We start from the raw sequence: 16,910 nt of genomic DNA on the forward strand, positions 1-16,910 counted from the left end.
TCTAGCCCTACTCATACTTTGAGTGGGCTTTTATTTTATGATTTATGTCCCCAGTAAGCCCAGCTCTATGAAGCGTTGTCCCTGCGGGTGTATAAGAAACTGCTCTTAGAATTGCTTTAGAGCCGTATTTACTTCTGATCCCATCCATCACAAACCCGAGTTTCCTTCTCTTTTCATTATCCACTTCAAATAAATTCAACTGCTGATTAACATCACCCTCAATATTTGATAACGTGACAGAAATACTTCTCACTGTCTTACCCAAGTAAAACTTATTAAAGAGCATCAGGCAGCATCTATAAATGTCCATCGTGATATTGTGGAAAGATCAATTGTTTTGGATCGATGGAATCCACCACCAAGCTCTTCTTTACTGTATCCAATTCCCACGCTGATTGTTCGACCAACTTCATCATGCGTACGTGCCTTCTTGCGACTTCCTCACATATCTCCAAAAGAACGGCTTTAATCTCTTCTCTCTTTGTATAATCCCTAAGCAAAATCTGACTCTTGCCAAAACTAATCTGCCCTTGCATCAGTGGAGCTCCTATTTCAGATAAATCGATTCCATGAGCATGATAATACAACTGGTTCCCCATTATTCCAAATCTCTTCTCAAGCAACTCTAAGGGAAAATTAGCTAACTGACCTACAGTTGATATCCCCATTCGGTTCAGGTTTCTTTCCATCCTCCCTCCTATTCCCCACATTTTAGACAACGGGTGAACCTTCCAGAGTTTATTTGGCACATCTTCATATCTCCAACGTGCAATGCCACTCTTCGTTTTCTTACTCTCCAGGTCAAGTTCAAGCTTACTTAGCAACATATTATCTCCAATGCCTACTGTGCACATCAAACCAAATTCTCTCCACATGCTGCTTTGGATTGCTTTGGCCATTTCTTCAGGATCTTCTTTTCCTGCATCTAAATAAGATTCATCAATTAAAGGTGTTCCGCCAACAAAATGCGGATTTCGCATGCCAAGTATTTTTCACATAAAAAAACCGGATTCCCACTCCATGGGTTCCGGCTTTGCTTATATTAAAGTAATGTTTTTACATTTCGTGTATATTTCATTGATTCTCTGATCTTGTCGAAAATAGCTAGGACCTCAATGTGTGTAGCAAACCATCAATATTCATCATTCACTAAGTATCGTTATCGCTGCTCAAGAAGATAAAAGAATAACCGTCCACTTTGACAGTGATTTTTAATTTGATTTAAGCATTACAATATTTCAATGTATCCTTCTGTTCCATTCACGCGAATTCGTTGCCCGTCTTTGATTAGTCTGGTTGCGTTTTCCACTCCGACAACTGCCGGCAAGCCATATTCACGCGCGATAACCGATCCATGGGTCATCAGTCCCCCAACTTCGGTGACTAGACCTTCTATGGATACAAATAATGGTGTCCAGCCAGGGTCGGTAAAGGAGGTGACTAATATATCTCCGTCTTCCAGATCGGCATTTTCCATGTTTAAAATGACACGCGCTCTTCCTTCTATCACTCCGGAAGAAACAGGTAGACCTACAATCGCATTAGCCGGCAAATTTTCTCGCTTGTACTCACCGGAGAATATTTCACCATCAGACGTAAAAACACGCGGAGGGGTTAGTTTTTCGAAAAATTTGTAATCCTCTTTTCGTTTGTTGATGATCTGATCACCAAGTTTGTTTGCGCGTACGACTTCGTGAAGTTCTTCAAAAGTGAGATAGTACACATCTTCTTTGTCATGGATAACGCCAGCTTGAACGAGTCGCTCAGCTTCTTTCAGTAAAGCCTGCTTATAAACGAAGAAACGGCTAACATAACCGTATTTGGGATACTCTCTATACCCAATGAAATTCCGAATGAGGTCAATCATTCGTTTGGTTTCTTTAGCCTTTTGTTCACCATCTGGCAATTGCTTCAATCGACCTATTAACTCTTGTTCTTTTTCTAAAGCTTCTTGGCGGCCTTGCTCAAATTTTCGATTGCCTGCATTAGGCTCAAAGTTCTTGATGTTACCAAGAATCATCGGGACAAGTGTAATTGGTTTTTCACTCCAACGAGCTTTCGTAATATCGATTTCTCCGGCACATCGCATCCCGTATTTGCTTAGATAATCACAGATAGCGTCTTTGGTTTCCCTTCCTCCATCAAACTTAACCAATTCATCCAGAAAGTTATCTTCTTTTGCATGCTGCAAATAATCAATCACTTCTGGATATGGGCGAATCACATCCGCGACATCCATCAGCGCCAGACCCATTTCCGACGTAATATTACCCGGTACAGATTGAGAAAGCGTATCAGCTGCGTTTGTTTCGCCTAACCACGTGTTCATGTTTTCATTGATCCATGCTGAGGCATTCATCGCAGCCATAAAAACAGCCGAACTTTGCGGGTCAAATAAAATCTTCTTTAATTCCTGGATATCTTCCAGAATAAAATCAAACAAATCCGATCCCGATTTCGTTAGAATGTTTTGTTTTAACTCTTTTATTGATGCTTGACTACGCTTAATCAAATCAGAAACGATTGTCGGATCGTTCTCGAATTGTGCCAGCATATCTGTATGACTTCTGCCCAAAATCGGTGCCGTTTGATCATTTGGTAACAATTTAATAAAATCTCGCTCTATTATGGTCATAAGTGCGCCTTTTATAAGCGGATCGGATTCCATGGTATTTAATAAATTTTTTCGGCCGACAGGTGTAGCCAGCCTAGGTGCAACATCTACAAACAACCTTCCACCGGCTTTATGCATAGGCGCAGGAGTAATTAACAGGTAAAAAGACAATCCAAGAGGTTTTATGGGATCTGTCATCATTTGTTGATGACCAACAGATACATAGACGTGATTATCTTGATCATTCGCTTCAGGGATCGGGTATAAAGTAGTGATCGGCCGACTCTGAACAATATAAAACGTATCATCAGCCAAACACCATTCGATATCTTGCGGCTGGCCGAAATGAGCTTCGATCTCCCTTCCAATGTGTTCCAGCTGTAGAATTTGCCCGTCAGTGAGTGTTTGAGACATCTGCCGATCAGGTTCAATCTGCTTAGTCTCTGTTCCGCCTTCTTCCCTTCCATAGATAGCTAATTTTTTGGTTGCGATCCTCTTCTCAACGATTTCCTCTTCCCGCACTTTATAACAATCTGCAGATACGAAGCCAGAAACCAGTGCTTCACCAAGTCCAAAACCGGCATCGATGGATAACACCTTTCGGTTAGAGGTAATCGGATCAGCGGTAAATAAAACCCCCGAAGCCTGAGGGAAAACCATCCTTTGAACGATAACGGATAAATAAACTTGTTTGTGGTCGAATCCATTTTGCATGCGGTAGATTACCGCTCGTTCTGTAAATAGGGAAGCCCAGCATTTGCTGATATGCTGCAAGATCGCTTCTTTGCCGATAATATTTAGATAGGTATCATGTTGACCTGCAAAAGAAGCATGTGGTAGATCTTCAGCAGTCGCACTCGAACGCACGGCATAGGCATGTTCCTCGCCAAACTGGGAGAGATAGTGAGCAACTGCTTTCACAACATCGGAAGGAATTTCTACTTCCATAATGATTTGTCGAATTTTCCTGCTGATTTTACCAATTTGATCTCGATCCTCAACTTTTAACACGGCCAATTGATCCAACAACACTTGTAACGTTAAGTTTTGTTCGATAGCTTTTTGATATCCTATTGTTGTGACACAAAATCCTTCTGGTACTTGTATACCTTGAATTTTTGATAATTCACCTACATTTAACCCTTTTCCTCCAACAAGCAAATGCTGTGTTTTTTCAATTTCGTGAAAACCAAGAACCAAAGAACTCATTCTACATCTCCCCTTCAAAAATAAAAATTGACAAGAGCTTTACAGCATGATATAATGAAAATATAAGATGGATAACTATAACTTTTATTAATAAAGCACACGTAGCATGATTATATCACCGTGTCTATTTTTGTGCAATATAAAAAGAACCTGGGCAATTTCACCAGGTTCTTTTTTAATCTCCCGCTACCATTAACACGACATTAAAAAACAAGGTTTCCTCCAATCTTGTTTATGTAACGCACCCGATTCTGGAACAATTAACTGTCTTATATAAGACGGTTCTCTAAAGATTCGATTGCCAGTTTTAGTGCAGTTAAGCGACGCTCGTTTAATGTTTTTTGAGAACTGCCTTCTTTTGCTTTTGCTATTTGTTTTTTTATAGAAGGAATGATATCTTGTAGAACTTCTTTAGAGGTCAATATGATTTCTTGTTCATAACAAAAATCGTCGCCATTCCAAGTACCTTTTAGACTTTCCAAACCAATTTTTACGGCGTTTAGTCTCTTTTTGACAAGAGTTGTGTTTGAACCTTTTTCTGTCGCGCTTTTATAAGCATTTGAAAGTTTACTAAAAGTTGACTCCAAGGATGTAATGGATAAATCTTGGATTTCTTGACTAACAGTCTTCATATACAATCCTCACTTTTCGTTTTTAATAATCCTACAGTTATTAAATTTCTATTCAGGAATATAGACCGATTGCTGAAAACAACAAATCAACACTTTTTAACAATCCTACTCAATAGTTGAATTAGGGCTGCACATTGAATTTTGCGAGTCGCAAACTACCATATGTGTCTGTCATTTCAAATATAAATGATGTTGATAGAAATTCTTTCACATGCTCGTTGACAGTATATTGTTAATTTTTAACAACAAGGGGATTTATGTATAATATAATATTTCCTGTACACTAAGTTTGCTCACTGAAGGGAGTCTTACTCATCCCCTAACGAAAGGGGGTGATGCTATGTCAACATTACAGGCATTAATGATGCTTGCATTCGGGTCGTTTATAATCGCCCTGTTGACGTATATAAATAAAAAATAGACCTCCCTTGAGCCTCAGAACCTGAAGGGATAAGTCTACCAAGAAACCACATCGAGCAAGCCCTTTGATGGGCAGCTTTTTGTACAAAACCGGGGTGCGCCAACACCCTGGTTTTTTTTATTTTATGCACTTCCATTAAGCACATGCAAAAAATAATTATATTATCTTTCCCTAATTATAACCAGATGGCAATGTTATTTGCAATACAATTGCTTTATGGATAAAACCATTATTTTATTGAATTGGATGCTTATTTCTGCAAGATCTCATACAATTGCAATACTTTTGCTTAGTCGTCTAAACTAACTTTCAATGCATCAGCTAGCATGGCGTTAAAATCATCAAATTTGTTCATAGGCGTTCCAGAGGGTTTATCAAGCTCTAGGTACTCATTTTCAATTACATCTAAGCAATACCAGGCTGTATCTGAGTCACCAAAAAACAGATATTTTTTCTGCTCATCATTTTCGTGCCAAAGTTCATTTGTTTCAAGATAGCCGTAAACCTCTTCATCTTTTTCTTCTTCCAATAAATCATTGTCGATCCCGTTAATCACTATACCATTGTAGTCTAATCCGTTTACACTTTGAAGGAATTCCTTATAACCTGTTGGAATCTCCTTTATTGGAAACTTGCCTACAACCTCCGCTTCAAATTTATTGATTTCTTTTTCTGTGGCGGGAGAGTTCGGTTCATCTCCATACTTTGCTTTTCTTTTTCGAATTTCTCCTAATAAATTATTTACCGACATAAAACTGCCCCCTTTTATCTCGGCTAAATTCTAATCCACTCTTGTACTTTAATAAAAAAGCTCTCCTATCGAGAGCTTAAACATTATCTTTGCAATACTTTTGCTTAACTGTTTAGTAAATCATCATCTAATTCCATGAAAAGAATACCGTCATCTTCTTCATCTGAATCCTCTTCAACTGATAAGCTTTGAATAAAGTCTTCAAATGTATCAGCAATCAGAAAGGTGTCTTTTACTCCATTCGTCAACTCATGATCCCAGAAATAAACCTTTCCTGTTCCTTCCCCTTTTATACCAAGGCATATTTGGTTTCCACCATCAGCATCAGCTATTGGTATTATCCAATCAGGCATTTGATCATCGTATGTATCAGTAAGAGCTGCAATATTAAAGTCGTCCTCGTCCAAGCCAAACCCATAGAATATACCTAATCTAGGTTTGTTATCATCTGCCCATGGGTTTTTCTCAAGTACTGGGAAAACAACATTGTCTGCCAGTATATTACTACCCCCGTAGTACAGTACAAATTGCTTAAATAGATCATCTATTGCGACCCCTAAGTCTTTTTCAAATTTCTCAATTGCTTCGCTACTTTTTTTATGAGAACCTTCTCCATAGTACTTAAGCTCAAATTGCTTCATTTTATTATTGATATCTTGAAAGCTCATATTAATAACCTCTCCTTAAGTCCGATGCAGACCCTATATGCGGTACATTCTTATGTAGTGCAGTTGGGATCAACTGAATAGTTTTGTTGTCTAGGTGGTGTGGAGTAAGCTTTGCAGTATATTTCAACCAATCTTCAGCTTCGGCCTGTGTTTTAAAACCTTTCATTTTTTTGATACGTTTATAAACTTTAGCGAAGTCAGAGTTTTCTCCAGTTAGTTCGCCCTTTTTAAACTTAATTGTTCCCTTAGACCAAGGTGTAAAAATTGGCCTATTGTCTTTAAATACTATAGGCTCTCCTTTAGTTACTGCATTTACTTCTGGTTTATCAGAGTACCATTTACTGTTACCTGGAGTACCTTCCCAGCGCCCTTTAGTTCTCGGCAATCTGGTTCTTGGATTTGCAGATTGAATTAATTGGAGTAGCCTATTTTTTAAACTTTCTCCGTTTACTACATTGTATGGCACGCCCCCTGCCATGGCAAGGTCGTACTTAGGATTATAAGGCAGAAAATCTGGAATCTTGACGTCATTAATTTTCTTCCCTGCCTGACTTGCTTTGTTTATGACCTTACCCGCTGCATCTGCTTTATTAATGGCTCCTGCACCTTTGGTTCCAAAAACAGCTACAGCCACTGAACCAACAGCATAGGTAACCCATCTTGATCTAGAATAGGCATCTCCATTCACCATATCTTTTTGATACGACTCTTCTATTGCTGCTGAAACAGCATCATATGTTTTGACCGGATGAAGAACTGTATTGCCCAGTGCTGACAATGTTTCTCCTGGATCGGTGATGAAATCCCATATGCCGGTTACAGTGTCTTTTCCAACATCGTATAAACCAACTCCTACACCTTTTACGATATCCCAGGTGATTTCTCCTGCTCCTTTTAGTTGCTTCGCTTGTTCAATTTGCACTGCAAGCTGAACTTGAGCCGGCTCGAGATTCTCGTAGCCTACTTTCTTAGCAATCTCTAAATACTCATCAGGGTCAGAAACACCATCATTAAGTTTCTTTTTCAATTCCTTAATTTCTCGTTCTTTTGCTTCCTCTTTCTTCACGCTTAAATAAGCTTCAGAATGCTTCTCAATATCGGCTTTTTTCTTATGTATGTCACTTTCCCTATATGCTTTGGCGTTATAGTGAATCGGTGTGGCGTTCTTCCCTTTACCTGTTGACTCCTGCAACTTTTTAAAATCTTGCTGAATAAATTGTTCGTTTGGCTCAGTCTCAGCGTACTCAGTTTTTAAATCCTCATCAAGTTTGTTTAGCTTATCGATTGTTTTTTCACGTTTGTTATCTGCAGAAGAAAGTTTGTCTTTGAAGTCTTCTGTTGAGAATATCTCAAGGGGGAGAATATCATTGATGTCGTTTAAAATATCTTTCATTGCTTTCTTTTGTTCAGACATAATGGATTTTGATTTTGTGTATGCATTGACAAGTTCATGTTCTAAAAAAGATTCTTCTATGTAAGCATCAGACATCTTGGCATCTTCAAGTTTTGCAGAAATGCTGCTTAAGAAAGCAATTTTCATATCAATAAGGTCAATCCATTGATCGGTAACACCGACATGATCATGATAAAATGCTTTAATGTTGTCTGCTCCCTTACCTGAAAACTCGCTGTCATCTAGGTCAGCTACGTCCTTAAACGCTTTTCTTAGCTTAACCATTTGCGACCTTAGTTCCTTATACTCTTTGGCTCTTTTATCTGCTTCAGAGAGTAATGAATCAGCCTCAAATACCTTCATATCATTCTCCTTCCTAGCCCTACTCTATGTAACTTTTACCACAATCATCTATTTGAATAACAGAAAAAGACAGCCAAAATGACTGTCTTATACATCACACTATCTTGTTCTATAATAATTTTCTGCGGTATAGTAGCGCCAATCCCAAAAAGGTTCCCCATTAGCCAATATATACCGGTCTAAAAATATTTCAAAGTTTAAATTTAATGGATTGTATTCTAAACCACTTTCAAATATATAGAGATAGTTAGGATCACCTTGATTAATTTTATCTTTATCGATCATTAAATGGCATTCTTCCAATAAGTAGCCAATTGGGATACCATTGATACCTTCAAACAAATCCTCATAGTTTAGTCCCTCTTCAATCTCTTCAAGGCTAAATAGCTGAAGTCCTCCCCCTATATTCTCCCCATCAGCAAGAATCTCAAAAATTTTCGCACCGTTATGCAGTGTAATAAACTTTTGATAATCCTCTGGAAGGGTAAGCTGGTGTTTAGCCTCAAAGCTTTGAATCTCGTTAGAGGTTGCTTTGTCCGGTGAAAAAGTAACAAGGCATTCCATGGTATCTCCTTCAGAACAAAGCAATGTAATGGCTCCTTTTTCATCTAAGAGACTTTTCAAACCGTTTACAGTCTTATGAACAAAGTTAGTCATATAACTCACCCCAAATGTAAATACCTATTTATCATTGCCAATACATGGTGAATGAACTTAAAATATTTTAAGCATTAACAATTTTATTCATAATCTTAGCTGCATGAGTGGTGAACAAAATATAAGTGCTATTAGCTGTTTTAATCACTACCCTATCCGTAGAGCCATAAGGAAACCCTATCCTTACTGCACGTTTCTCCTCTCCCCCGTAATATGGATCAAGGAATACATCGTTGATTTCTCTTATTGGAATTTCAACTTTTGATAGTTGCCAATGAATAATTAAGTTTTCGTTTGATTTCTCAACTTTAATCCCTAGCATAATCTCATTCCCCTTTTGATTATGAATCAGTAAAATTTTAACATACCCTGCGTATAAACTGGGCTTGATAATATTATGGGAAAATTAAATTCTCAATAATTGGATACAGGATTATAATTATTGATGGTCTACCAATATAAAGAAAGGAAAATGAAGTTGAAGCAGGAGCTCTCACCCTGATTACCAATCTAAAATGGACAGGGATCTTGACAACTATGCATTTGAACGATGAATGAAAGACCTTTGCGGCTCTCTTTTTTTATTTCTCGGATTGTTTATCATTGAGTAAAAATAATAGTGTCTCTTCAATTTCTATTTCTAAATCATTTTTATTTAAATCGAATAATGTTCCACAACCGGTTCCTTTATATCCACCGTAGAAATACCATAATTCAATTGTATAACAGTCCAAATCTTCATTGTAGGCTTTCGTAGCTCCATAGTTAAATGTTATTTGTGAACGGTATTCTTTTTCAAAACACCTCTCAGCTGTTAAATCACTCAATATGTCACCATCTATGTCCCTACAAATTTGGATGCTAAGGTTTGATTTACCCTGAATTTCAAAAGCATCTGTATACTTATTTTGCAGTTTTTCGGATACTGCTTCCCCTAATCTCTCCAATTCAATTACCTTTTGTTTCAAATCAAGATTTAAATCCTTTTCTGGAATCTGTAAATAACGTTCGTCTATTTGACTGTGATCTTTCTGTTTCTTGAGTAACTGTCTTAAAGCTTTCCACACAGCGTTGTCCTCCTGTCATTTCAAAAGCGAAACAAAAAAAACAAAGGGGAAAGAAGTGGCACCAACGATGATACATATACAGGGCACTTTCTATTCGAGATGTATTCAAATTCGGGCTTATGCTTCGTATCTCCTGCTGTTAGAATTCTAGGTTCCATAAAGATGAAAATGTTAAGCGGCAGCCCAAATTAATTTAGAATGCCAAAAAATAAAAACACCCCCTCAAAATTTGTGAAGGGGTTATTTTAACTATTTAGTTTTAATACTTCTCAGAAAAGCACTTCTGTTCTCTGTGGCGTTTGTCAGCATTGTTGCATTTTCATTGAGTCTTTGTACTAATGCTTCTTTAGCTTTACCTTCAAATGAAGAGAGTAAAGCAACATACACTTCAGCTATAACCTGTTGAGCTGAGGAAAAGTCTGATGCGTTTTTTGCGTCTTCCTTTAGGTTTTGACAATGGTTTTTAAACTTGTACCCACCAGTTTTTTTAATTCTTCATTTTGTTGCAGCCGTCTGTAAAACTCATCTGCATCCATATTAACTCCATATGGCAATTTAAATCCCCCTTACAACCTTAACCAGCTTGCTAATTCATTATCCTTATCTTTTAAATCCTCAGCCATTTTAACAATAAACTCACTAATATCCTCTAAATCTCTAATCAAATAATGAAGAGAAGCCTCAGTTTGATACTGTTCTTCTGAGTCATAAAATGCTGCCCCATCTTTCACATAAGGTGCGTGAAACAATACAGCTTTATCAACATCGCTTGGATCTAGATCCTTGAATTCTCCTAACCTCTTCCCGCAAATCGATTTTACGTCATAAACCATTTTGCTGTGATCATTAGGAAATCGTTCAATTGAAGGATTCCTTTAAATATATTCAAAAGTATTAAAATACAAGGACAGGGATATTATTTTTTATTAAAAGTCAAGAAAATGTTTAATATTATTAATATTTAAGCAACCAAATGAAATGTCACACATTTTATAAACAAAAAGAGAGGATAGATGAACAGGGTGAAAATGCCTGTATTCAACTATCCTTTTTTCGTACAACAAATGACCTCATTTACTACAACAACGGTGTTGTTTGTTCTTCAACTAACGCCCCCGTTACTTTAAGTACATTTATTCACAAAGTAATCTTTTTTACAGGTCATTTAGTGGTAGCCCCAGGAAAATGCGAATTTACAACGTTAATCAAATTCAAACATAAAAAAGTCGAATTCCCTGTCCTTTAAGGAAAACGACTTTTTTATACGACTTCTTCAAGTAAATCCCCATTAACCTTTTTTGGGGACTATTTGTAATCTCTGCGCAGTGAAATTATACCTGTGCTAGTCCGCCATCTACGAACAATTCAACACCCGTCAAGTAACTGCTTTCGTCTGAAGCAAGGAAAGATACAGCGTTTGCTACTTCTTCAGGTGTCCCAACTTTTCCAGCTGGAACAGTATTTCTGGTATTTTCAATTGCTCCTTCAAGTGCATCACCAAAAAGCTCATCGTATGCAGGTGTAAGAATAACTCCTGGACTAACCACATTTACACGGATTTCAGTACCTTTTAGGTCAAGAATCCAGTTGCGAACTAGTGCTCTTAATGCTGCTTTAGATGCTCCATATACACTAAACGCTGGGTTGCCAATTGATCCAGCAGTAGAGCCCGTTACAATAATAGAACCTACTTTGTCCGGGAATAGTGATAACGCTTTTTGAACAGTAAAGATGGTTCCTTTAACGTTAATGTCGAACGTTCTATCAACCTGCTCTTCAGTAATTTCACCTAATGGAAGGAAGTTGCCGGTGCCTGCATTAGCAAAAAGAATGTCCAACTTACCTTTTTCTTGCTTTATCATGTCATATAGTTTGTCTAAGTCTTCAAGCTTAGAAATATCACCTTGAACACCGGTTACGTTCTTGCCAATTTGGTTAACAGCTTTATCAAGTTCGTTTTGTCTACGTCCCGTGATATAAACATATGCACCTTCGTTTACAAATTTTTGTGCTGTAGCAAGACCAATCCCACTTGTTCCACCCGTTACGAGCGCTATTTTACCTTTAAATTTACCCATACTTAACACTCCTTTAGAATTAATTTTATTTTATGTCTAGTACCTTTAAGTACTTGAAGAACAACTTACAAGATATAGTATCCTTCAGTAAGCACATTATCGGAAGTACCCACTTTTTTGTGATATAGTAACTAAAAAGTAATAAATGTGGAATGGAGAGCTTTAGACATGAAAAAATTTAGCTGTGGGTTTGAAGTGACAAAGGAAGTTATTGGTGGAAAATGGAAAGGCCTTGTATTATACTTTTTAATGAATGGACCAAAGAGAACGAGTGAATTAAAGCGCATTATCCCAAATATAACTCAGAAAATGCTGATTCAAACACTTAGAGAGCTTGAAGCCAGTGGACTTGTGAGCAGAAAGATGTATAATCAAGTACCACCGAAGGTTGAATATTCATCCACTGAACTTGGAGAATCTCTTAAACCTATCTTGCAGGAGCTCTGTCAATGGGGAAGCCATTATGCGGAGCAAGAGTATGCAGAAGGTGAATATGAAATTGTACAACCAGAACAACTAAGTTAGGATTGATGTAGCTGCTGAAGTAAATGCTAAACAACTTTCAATACCATCACCTAACAGATGAAGAACAGTCAGAAATAAATGAGATATTCAATTTTGAAAGTGAAGTTCTAATAAGAAGTGTCATGGACTATATTCAGGAGAACTTTGATGAAATTCAAAAAAGAGCTGTTTCAAATGTTAAAGAGAAGGTTCAGAAACTTAGCCAAAAAGTAAATGAAGATATTGATAATAATATTTAATGCCTATGATCCTTTTGTGCATAAAAAAAGACCTGAATTAAAAATCCAGGTCACACTACTCCCCTGTATTCACCTTATCATTTAGTACGTTTTCGTTGATTTAACAGCATTTATTCACTTTCACAAAACGGTGTTTCAGATCACACTCAGGTCACAGTTAAGTCACATTGCGATTGTTGATGACAAGGATAGAACCAATTATTGTCATACAAATTAACAATAATACAGTAATCATAGTCGATTTTTGATTATTTTCGACAAATTTCGTCAAAAGAAGACACGTTTTTACAACAAATTTAATCACAATAACGCAAAGTAACCCTTGCAATTCCTTCCCCACCATGCTATATTCATATAGCGATGAGCTGAATTGTGTAAGCCGATGTACATGCCCTTTGCGGCACACACGAATGTGGCGTGTGGTGCATCGCCTCAATACGCAAAGACGTTTGCCTCTTAGGCAAACGTCTTTTTTGTGTTATCCGATTTTTGTTCCGTTTGGTAACGGTTGTCCCGGTTGAAGCAGGACGACGTCACCTTGGCCGGGAATGCCGCCGAGGACTAACACTTCGGACTTAAAACCTGCGATTCGGCGCGGCGGAAAGTTCACGACAGCGATAATTTGTGAGTTGGTCAGTTCTTCTGGGCGGTAGCGCTTTGTGATTTGCGCGCTTGATTGTTTGACGCCGATCTCTTCTCCAAAATCAATGAACAGTTTAATCGCCGGGACTCTTGCTTCAGGAAATTCTTCTGCTTTGATAATGGTCCCAGTTCTGATATCCAATTTTTCAAAATCCTCAATTACAGCCATCATTATATCTCCTTTTTCTTACTATTTTAAAAGAGACACTTGTTAATTGTTTAACCAAAAGCTCATATTTTTTTATCCGAATGAAAGGTGTTCCGGTATATTCGGGGCGATACACCTGTACTTTTTGCAAACCATCTTGTAAAAGAAGAAAGGTTTTGAAAGCCGAGCGATTGGCTCACAACAGTCAGTGTTTCATTTTTCTCAATCAGCATCCGTTTCGCTTCCTCGAGACGGAGGTCAGCTATATAGGCTTGAGGGGATTTTCCGGTCTGTTTCTTGAACCAGCTTGAATAGTAAGCTGGGTGATAATGTTCAATTTTCGCCAGCTTTTGTATTGTCAGCGGCTCAGACAAATGGCTATGGATGTATGCGATTGAAGCATGAGTATGGGTTTGCAGTTTTTCTTTTATGTATTGAACAAGCAGATGGAGCGTATGTGCTGAGCGTGTATTTGCTTCCTCTATTAATAAGTGCCTGATCGATGACCAAAAAGGATCGATTGCAGCTTCAACCCCTGCGGCTGCATGATACTCCTCAATTTTCATCGCATGAAGCGGCACATCCAGCACAAGACATTCATTTCTGCCAATAGAGCGGAACCGATGCTCGCACTCTGGCGGAATGTATAAAAAATGATCCGGCTTTAATTTGACCTGACGCTCCTCTGTTTCAAGATCGATATTCCCTTCAAGGGGAAAAAGAAATTGGCTGTACGCGTGCTTATGTGAGGAATAAAGGCGTGTATATGTCCGTTTTTCACAGATAATCTCTTGAAGCGAATTCATCAGCCATCCTCCTTTTTGATCCGGTAATGGTGTTCCGATATAGGCGAGAACCCGATTTTTTCATACAAAGAAACGGCGGCTGAGTTTTCTTTCATCACTTGCAAGTACATATACTTAGCTCCATTGTTCATTGACCATTCAGTCAGAGCCCTGATGACTTGAGTCCCTGCCCCTTTTCCTCTATGTTCCTTTGCTACAACAACGTTGCTGAGTCCCCCATAGCCATCGATAACGGAGGACGTGCCCACTGCTGTCAGGCTGCCTTGGTCATACATAGTGAGAAAGGTTTTACACGGCTGCATTCGTTTGAAAATGCTTGAATAGCCGCAATGCCGTTCTTGTGAAAATTCTTCCAATCGGATAAAATCATCAATCCATAAAGACGATGGCTCCTGCTCCCATTTATATGTAAATCGGCTGTTGTCAAAAGTACGTTCTAACATATCACAGCATGATGCTGTCATTTGAAAACATTCATCTATCTTTTCATATCCGCTGTCTGCCAATGCATCATCCAGTCCTTCCGGAGATGCGTCACTGATTTGAATACAAACAGGCAGGCCTGAACTTTTATAAAAATGCTCGATCTCTTTTTGGTAATCTCCTTCTGGCATATCCGCCGATGTCCATACGCTGTTCGCACGTTTGGTTACGCCAAAATTCGCTCTAAGAAGCCATTTCCCTATTCTCTTTTGAATATAAGACGGCCATGATGCTGCCGCTAATTGCTCAATTTTGTAAATAGCATGCATAGCCTCTTGCCTCTCTCTTATCTATACTGCAAGATATATTATACAATATTCAGAAATATAAGACATATATTATTTGGTTTACATAATATTTTTATTGTTTATCGACAGACCCGATAAAAATAATTGAATTGAAAATGCTAAGCTGTCTGAAATGTCTTCCTTTAGTTCAAACGCTTCTTTTCCGATTAAAGTCGCGAATCCGTGCAGCAAGCTTCGCAGCCCTCTTGTTGCATGAATCACAGTCTGTTCGTTTGCATAACCGCTGTCAATAAGCAGTTTCGCGACAAGCCGGACAATTTGGTTTGACAGGCTTTCAGCTCTTTCATCTTGAATTTTAAGCAAAGTCGCTTCATAATAACCCGGATTTTCAACTGCAAACCCAACATATGCATCGCTTAAAGATAGCAAGGCGGACTCCCCCTTCTGTTCTTTGACGGAATCAGCCATCTGATCAAAAAGTTTTGTCAAACCGCTGACAGCAAGCTCTGTTCTGATTCCCCGCAGCCCGCTTATGTGATTATACAGAGACGGGGGCCGTACATTCATTTTTTTAGAGAGTGCGGCCAGCGTCACGCCGTTTATTCCTTCCTGATCAGCAATCTCTGCCGCCGCCTCTATAATCATCTTTTGATGTAGACCTGCTCTCGGTGACATGTTCAAACCCCTTTCTTTGCTTTTTGAATGGCTAATTTCATCGACTGTTCAGGTGAAGCAAGAAAATGACCATGTCCGACCGCAAGACAGCTCGGCGCCTTGTCAACGAGCCGTTCCGCACTTCTTACAGCAGCCTCCTTATTCCAAGTGGCGAAGGCAGGAAAAGGAAATGTCCATCTCATTTGGCCGGAAACGGCTATCCCCCCGCGTAATTGAAATGCATCCCCAGCTATTACAATTCCGTTTCTTGTGTCCAGAAACGACATGCTTCCCGGGGTATGACCGGGAGTTGAAATCGCAAGGAGAGAACCGATTGTTTCGCCACCCGCCAGCAAAACGTCAGGCTTTGTTTTGATATTTTTTGGAATTCCTCCTTTTATAGGCGTCTGCGGTTCATCTTTCCGCAAAGAAACATCACCTTTTAACAAAAATGAATCACGCTCGGAAATGACAACCTTTGCATCAGGAAAAGCTTGGGACAGTACATCCAACGAACCGACATGATCACCGTGCGCATGAGTCAGTAAAATATGTTGCAGTGGTTTTCCCAGCTGATTCACTGCTTGGATAATCCCTTTATAGCTGTTCGGAAGACCAGTATCTATTAAGGTTACTTCATTTTCTTCCTCTACAAGATAACAATTGACCGGAAATAATGCCGGATAAAACGTCAGCTGCCGCATAGTTTGATTCTGAATCATTCTCATATGATAACTCCTCCTGAATAAAAAACTAATGGTGTTAGTTTTATTATTAACTAATACCATTAGTTTTTCAAGAGTGTTATGCTGATTTTATGGCGACAAATATTTTCACCTGCGCCCTCTGCGGTGAAAGCGCACTTTGATCATACTGTTCGAAGTCTCCCGAAAACGTACGCAAATGCCGCTTGTCCCAAGTCCAAATTTCCTTCCACGTCTCGAGTACAACGTCTTCAATAGGACCGATTTTTGAAGTAAAAACAGCATAAGCGGAAGCCGGTAAATATATATCTTCATACGGTTCCGGAAGCATGTCGCTATGCTCGGTAAAAGCGCCGACAGAAAATGTGTAAAACCCATTCTCCTGCTGTTCGTAATGAGAGTATAAAGCGATAATGCTCTGATCCTTTTTATGAGGCGGGAGTAACACGCTCGTATCCTGCTGCCAAAATCGATTCCATAAGAGCGGAATTTGTCTTTTTTCTGTCATTTCCAGTGCATTGCTTGTTCTTTGAGACAGTCCTGAAAAACGCTTTTGTTCTAAATGTGTCACATGTGAATAGTTCATATGATACCTCCTTTTTACCTAG

The 16,910-nt window shown here is 38.7% G+C and carries 19 protein-coding genes and 1 pseudogene; 3 read left to right on the forward strand and 17 right to left on the reverse strand.

Features of this window, described 5'->3' with window-relative positions:
• Window positions 1–7 precede the first annotated feature (7 nt).
• The 3 genes and pseudogenes from HC660_RS10235 to HC660_RS10245 all read right to left on the reverse strand — a co-directional run.
• Window positions 8–944: pseudogene (locus HC660_RS10235) on the reverse strand (DinB/UmuC family translesion DNA polymerase); the annotation flags it as partial.
• Window positions 945–1,228: 284 nt separating this feature from the next.
• Window positions 1,229–3,823: a phosphoenolpyruvate synthase gene (gene ppsA / locus HC660_RS10240; protein WP_168748026.1), complete on the reverse strand. Its 2,595-nt coding sequence runs from the start codon at window positions 3,821–3,823 to the stop codon at window positions 1,229–1,231.
• A 269-nt stretch (window positions 3,824–4,092) separates the two neighbouring features.
• On the reverse strand, window positions 4,093–4,455 hold the full coding sequence (locus HC660_RS10245; protein ID WP_168748027.1) for a hypothetical protein: 363 nt from the start codon (window positions 4,453–4,455) through the stop codon (window positions 4,093–4,095).
• A 340-nt stretch (window positions 4,456–4,795) separates the two neighbouring features.
• Here HC660_RS10245 and HC660_RS10250 point away from each other — a divergent pair, with 340 nt between their 5' ends.
• The gene (locus HC660_RS10250) at window positions 4,796–4,876 is read left to right on the forward strand and encodes a putative holin-like toxin (protein ID WP_168749447.1); all 81 of its coding nucleotides are present in this window, start codon (window positions 4,796–4,798) and stop codon (window positions 4,874–4,876) included.
• 289 nt (window positions 4,877–5,165) lie between these two features.
• On the opposite strand, the gene HC660_RS10255 is transcribed toward HC660_RS10250, so the two are convergent.
• From HC660_RS10255 to HC660_RS10295, 8 genes are all read right to left on the reverse strand, one after another.
• The gene (locus HC660_RS10255) at window positions 5,166–5,627 is read right to left on the reverse strand and encodes a YrhA family protein (RefSeq protein ID WP_168748028.1); all 462 of its coding nucleotides are present in this window, start codon (window positions 5,625–5,627) and stop codon (window positions 5,166–5,168) included.
• Between the two features lie 104 nt (window positions 5,628–5,731).
• Window positions 5,732–6,295, reverse strand: a complete 564-nt coding sequence (locus HC660_RS10260; protein ID WP_168748029.1) for an SMI1/KNR4 family protein — start codon at window positions 6,293–6,295, stop codon at window positions 5,732–5,734.
• Window position 6,296: 1 nt separating this feature from the next.
• Window positions 6,297–8,051, reverse strand: a complete 1,755-nt coding sequence (locus HC660_RS10265; RefSeq protein ID WP_168748030.1) for a T7SS effector LXG polymorphic toxin — start codon at window positions 8,049–8,051, stop codon at window positions 6,297–6,299.
• Between the two features lie 99 nt (window positions 8,052–8,150).
• Window positions 8,151–8,708, reverse strand: coding sequence for an SMI1/KNR4 family protein (locus HC660_RS10270; protein WP_168748031.1), 558 nt, complete (start codon window positions 8,706–8,708; stop codon window positions 8,151–8,153).
• A 67-nt stretch (window positions 8,709–8,775) separates the two neighbouring features.
• Complete coding sequence (locus tag HC660_RS10275) at window positions 8,776–9,030, reverse strand: SunI/YnzG family protein (RefSeq protein ID WP_168748032.1); 255 nt, start codon at window positions 9,028–9,030, stop codon at window positions 8,776–8,778.
• Between the two features lie 259 nt (window positions 9,031–9,289).
• A complete protein-coding gene (locus HC660_RS10280) occupies window positions 9,290–9,775 on the reverse strand; it encodes a hypothetical protein (protein ID WP_168748033.1) in 486 nt (161 codons plus the stop codon).
• A gap of 566 nt (window positions 9,776–10,341) precedes the next feature.
• Complete coding sequence (locus HC660_RS10290) at window positions 10,342–10,608, reverse strand: hypothetical protein (RefSeq protein WP_244956492.1); 267 nt, start codon at window positions 10,606–10,608, stop codon at window positions 10,342–10,344.
• A gap of 498 nt (window positions 10,609–11,106) precedes the next feature.
• Window positions 11,107–11,853, reverse strand: coding sequence for an SDR family NAD(P)-dependent oxidoreductase (locus tag HC660_RS10295; protein WP_168748034.1), 747 nt, complete (start codon window positions 11,851–11,853; stop codon window positions 11,107–11,109).
• A gap of 168 nt (window positions 11,854–12,021) precedes the next feature.
• Here HC660_RS10295 and HC660_RS10300 point away from each other — a divergent pair, with 168 nt between their 5' ends.
• Together HC660_RS10300 and HC660_RS10305 are read left to right on the forward strand one after the other, a co-directional pair.
• On the forward strand, window positions 12,022–12,378 hold the full coding sequence (locus tag HC660_RS10300) for a winged helix-turn-helix transcriptional regulator (protein ID WP_022553431.1): 357 nt from the start codon (window positions 12,022–12,024) through the stop codon (window positions 12,376–12,378).
• Window positions 12,379–12,401: 23 nt separating this feature from the next.
• Window positions 12,402–12,617 (forward strand): hypothetical protein, encoded by a 216-nt coding sequence (locus tag HC660_RS10305; RefSeq protein WP_168746728.1) that lies wholly within the window; start codon window positions 12,402–12,404, stop codon window positions 12,615–12,617.
• A gap of 478 nt (window positions 12,618–13,095) precedes the next feature.
• On the opposite strand, the gene csaA is transcribed toward HC660_RS10305, so the two are convergent.
• The 6 genes from csaA to HC660_RS10335 all read right to left on the reverse strand — a co-directional run bounded on the left by csaA (window position 13,096) and on the right by HC660_RS10335 (window position 16,888).
• Window positions 13,096–13,428: a chaperone CsaA gene (gene csaA / locus HC660_RS10310; protein ID WP_010334556.1), complete on the reverse strand. Its 333-nt coding sequence runs from the start codon at window positions 13,426–13,428 to the stop codon at window positions 13,096–13,098.
• A gap of 62 nt (window positions 13,429–13,490) precedes the next feature.
• Window positions 13,491–14,213 carry a helix-turn-helix domain-containing protein gene (locus tag HC660_RS10315; RefSeq protein WP_168748035.1) on the reverse strand — a complete coding sequence of 241 codons (723 nt, stop codon included), beginning with the start codon at window positions 14,211–14,213 and terminating at the stop codon, window positions 13,491–13,493.
• A complete protein-coding gene (locus tag HC660_RS10320) occupies window positions 14,213–14,965 on the reverse strand; it encodes a GNAT family N-acetyltransferase (RefSeq protein WP_168748036.1) in 753 nt (250 codons plus the stop codon). The genes HC660_RS10315 and HC660_RS10320 overlap by 1 nt, the downstream gene beginning before the upstream one ends.
• Before the next feature lie 78 nt (window positions 14,966–15,043).
• The gene (locus HC660_RS10325; RefSeq protein WP_168748037.1) at window positions 15,044–15,619 is read right to left on the reverse strand and encodes a TetR/AcrR family transcriptional regulator; all 576 of its coding nucleotides are present in this window, start codon (window positions 15,617–15,619) and stop codon (window positions 15,044–15,046) included.
• Window positions 15,620–15,621: 2 nt separating this feature from the next.
• Complete coding sequence (locus HC660_RS10330) at window positions 15,622–16,326, reverse strand: MBL fold metallo-hydrolase (protein WP_168748038.1); 705 nt, start codon at window positions 16,324–16,326, stop codon at window positions 15,622–15,624.
• 76 nt (window positions 16,327–16,402) lie between these two features.
• Complete coding sequence (locus tag HC660_RS10335; protein ID WP_010334561.1) at window positions 16,403–16,888, reverse strand: GyrI-like domain-containing protein; 486 nt, start codon at window positions 16,886–16,888, stop codon at window positions 16,403–16,405.
• Window positions 16,889–16,910: the final 22 nt, after the last annotated feature.

Origin of the sequence: Bacillus mojavensis (assembly GCF_012648005.1) — a bacterium.
Taxonomy (GTDB): domain Bacteria; phylum Bacillota; class Bacilli; order Bacillales; family Bacillaceae; genus Bacillus; species Bacillus mojavensis.

Excerpts from the sequence above, each read along its gene's own strand:
- ppsA (WP_168748026.1), bottom strand. The coding sequence starts at position 3,823 with ATGAGTTCTTTGGTTCTTGGTTTTCACGAAATTGAAAAAACACAGCAT.
- HC660_RS10245 (WP_168748027.1), bottom strand. The coding sequence starts at position 4,455 with ATGAAGACTGTTAGTCAAGAAATCCAAGATTTATCCATTACATCCTTG.
- HC660_RS10250 (WP_168749447.1), top strand. The coding sequence starts at position 4,796 with ATGTCAACATTACAGGCATTAATGATGCTTGCATTCGGGTCGTTTATA.
- HC660_RS10255 (WP_168748028.1), bottom strand. The coding sequence starts at position 5,627 with ATGTCGGTAAATAATTTATTAGGAGAAATTCGAAAAAGAAAAGCAAAG.
- HC660_RS10260 (WP_168748029.1), bottom strand. The coding sequence starts at position 6,295 with ATGAGCTTTCAAGATATCAATAATAAAATGAAGCAATTTGAGCTTAAG.
- HC660_RS10265 (WP_168748030.1), bottom strand. The coding sequence starts at position 8,051 with ATGAAGGTATTTGAGGCTGATTCATTACTCTCTGAAGCAGATAAAAGA.
- HC660_RS10270 (WP_168748031.1), bottom strand. The coding sequence starts at position 8,708 with ATGACTAACTTTGTTCATAAGACTGTAAACGGTTTGAAAAGTCTCTTA.
- HC660_RS10275 (WP_168748032.1), bottom strand. The coding sequence starts at position 9,030 with ATGCTAGGGATTAAAGTTGAGAAATCAAACGAAAACTTAATTATTCAT.
- HC660_RS10290 (WP_244956492.1), bottom strand. The coding sequence starts at position 10,608 with ATGGTTTATGACGTAAAATCGATTTGCGGGAAGAGGTTAGGAGAATTC.
- HC660_RS10295 (WP_168748034.1), bottom strand. The coding sequence starts at position 11,853 with ATGGGTAAATTTAAAGGTAAAATAGCGCTCGTAACGGGTGGAACAAGT.
- HC660_RS10300 (WP_022553431.1), top strand. The coding sequence starts at position 12,022 with ATGAAAAAATTTAGCTGTGGGTTTGAAGTGACAAAGGAAGTTATTGGT.
- HC660_RS10305 (WP_168746728.1), top strand. The coding sequence starts at position 12,402 with ATGCTAAACAACTTTCAATACCATCACCTAACAGATGAAGAACAGTCA.
- csaA (WP_010334556.1), bottom strand. The coding sequence starts at position 13,428 with ATGGCTGTAATTGAGGATTTTGAAAAATTGGATATCAGAACTGGGACC.
- HC660_RS10315 (WP_168748035.1), bottom strand. The coding sequence starts at position 14,213 with ATGAATTCGCTTCAAGAGATTATCTGTGAAAAACGGACATATACACGC.
- HC660_RS10320 (WP_168748036.1), bottom strand. The coding sequence starts at position 14,965 with ATGCATGCTATTTACAAAATTGAGCAATTAGCGGCAGCATCATGGCCG.
- HC660_RS10325 (WP_168748037.1), bottom strand. The coding sequence starts at position 15,619 with ATGTCACCGAGAGCAGGTCTACATCAAAAGATGATTATAGAGGCGGCG.
- HC660_RS10330 (WP_168748038.1), bottom strand. The coding sequence starts at position 16,326 with ATGAGAATGATTCAGAATCAAACTATGCGGCAGCTGACGTTTTATCCG.
- HC660_RS10335 (WP_010334561.1), bottom strand. The coding sequence starts at position 16,888 with ATGAACTATTCACATGTGACACATTTAGAACAAAAGCGTTTTTCAGGA.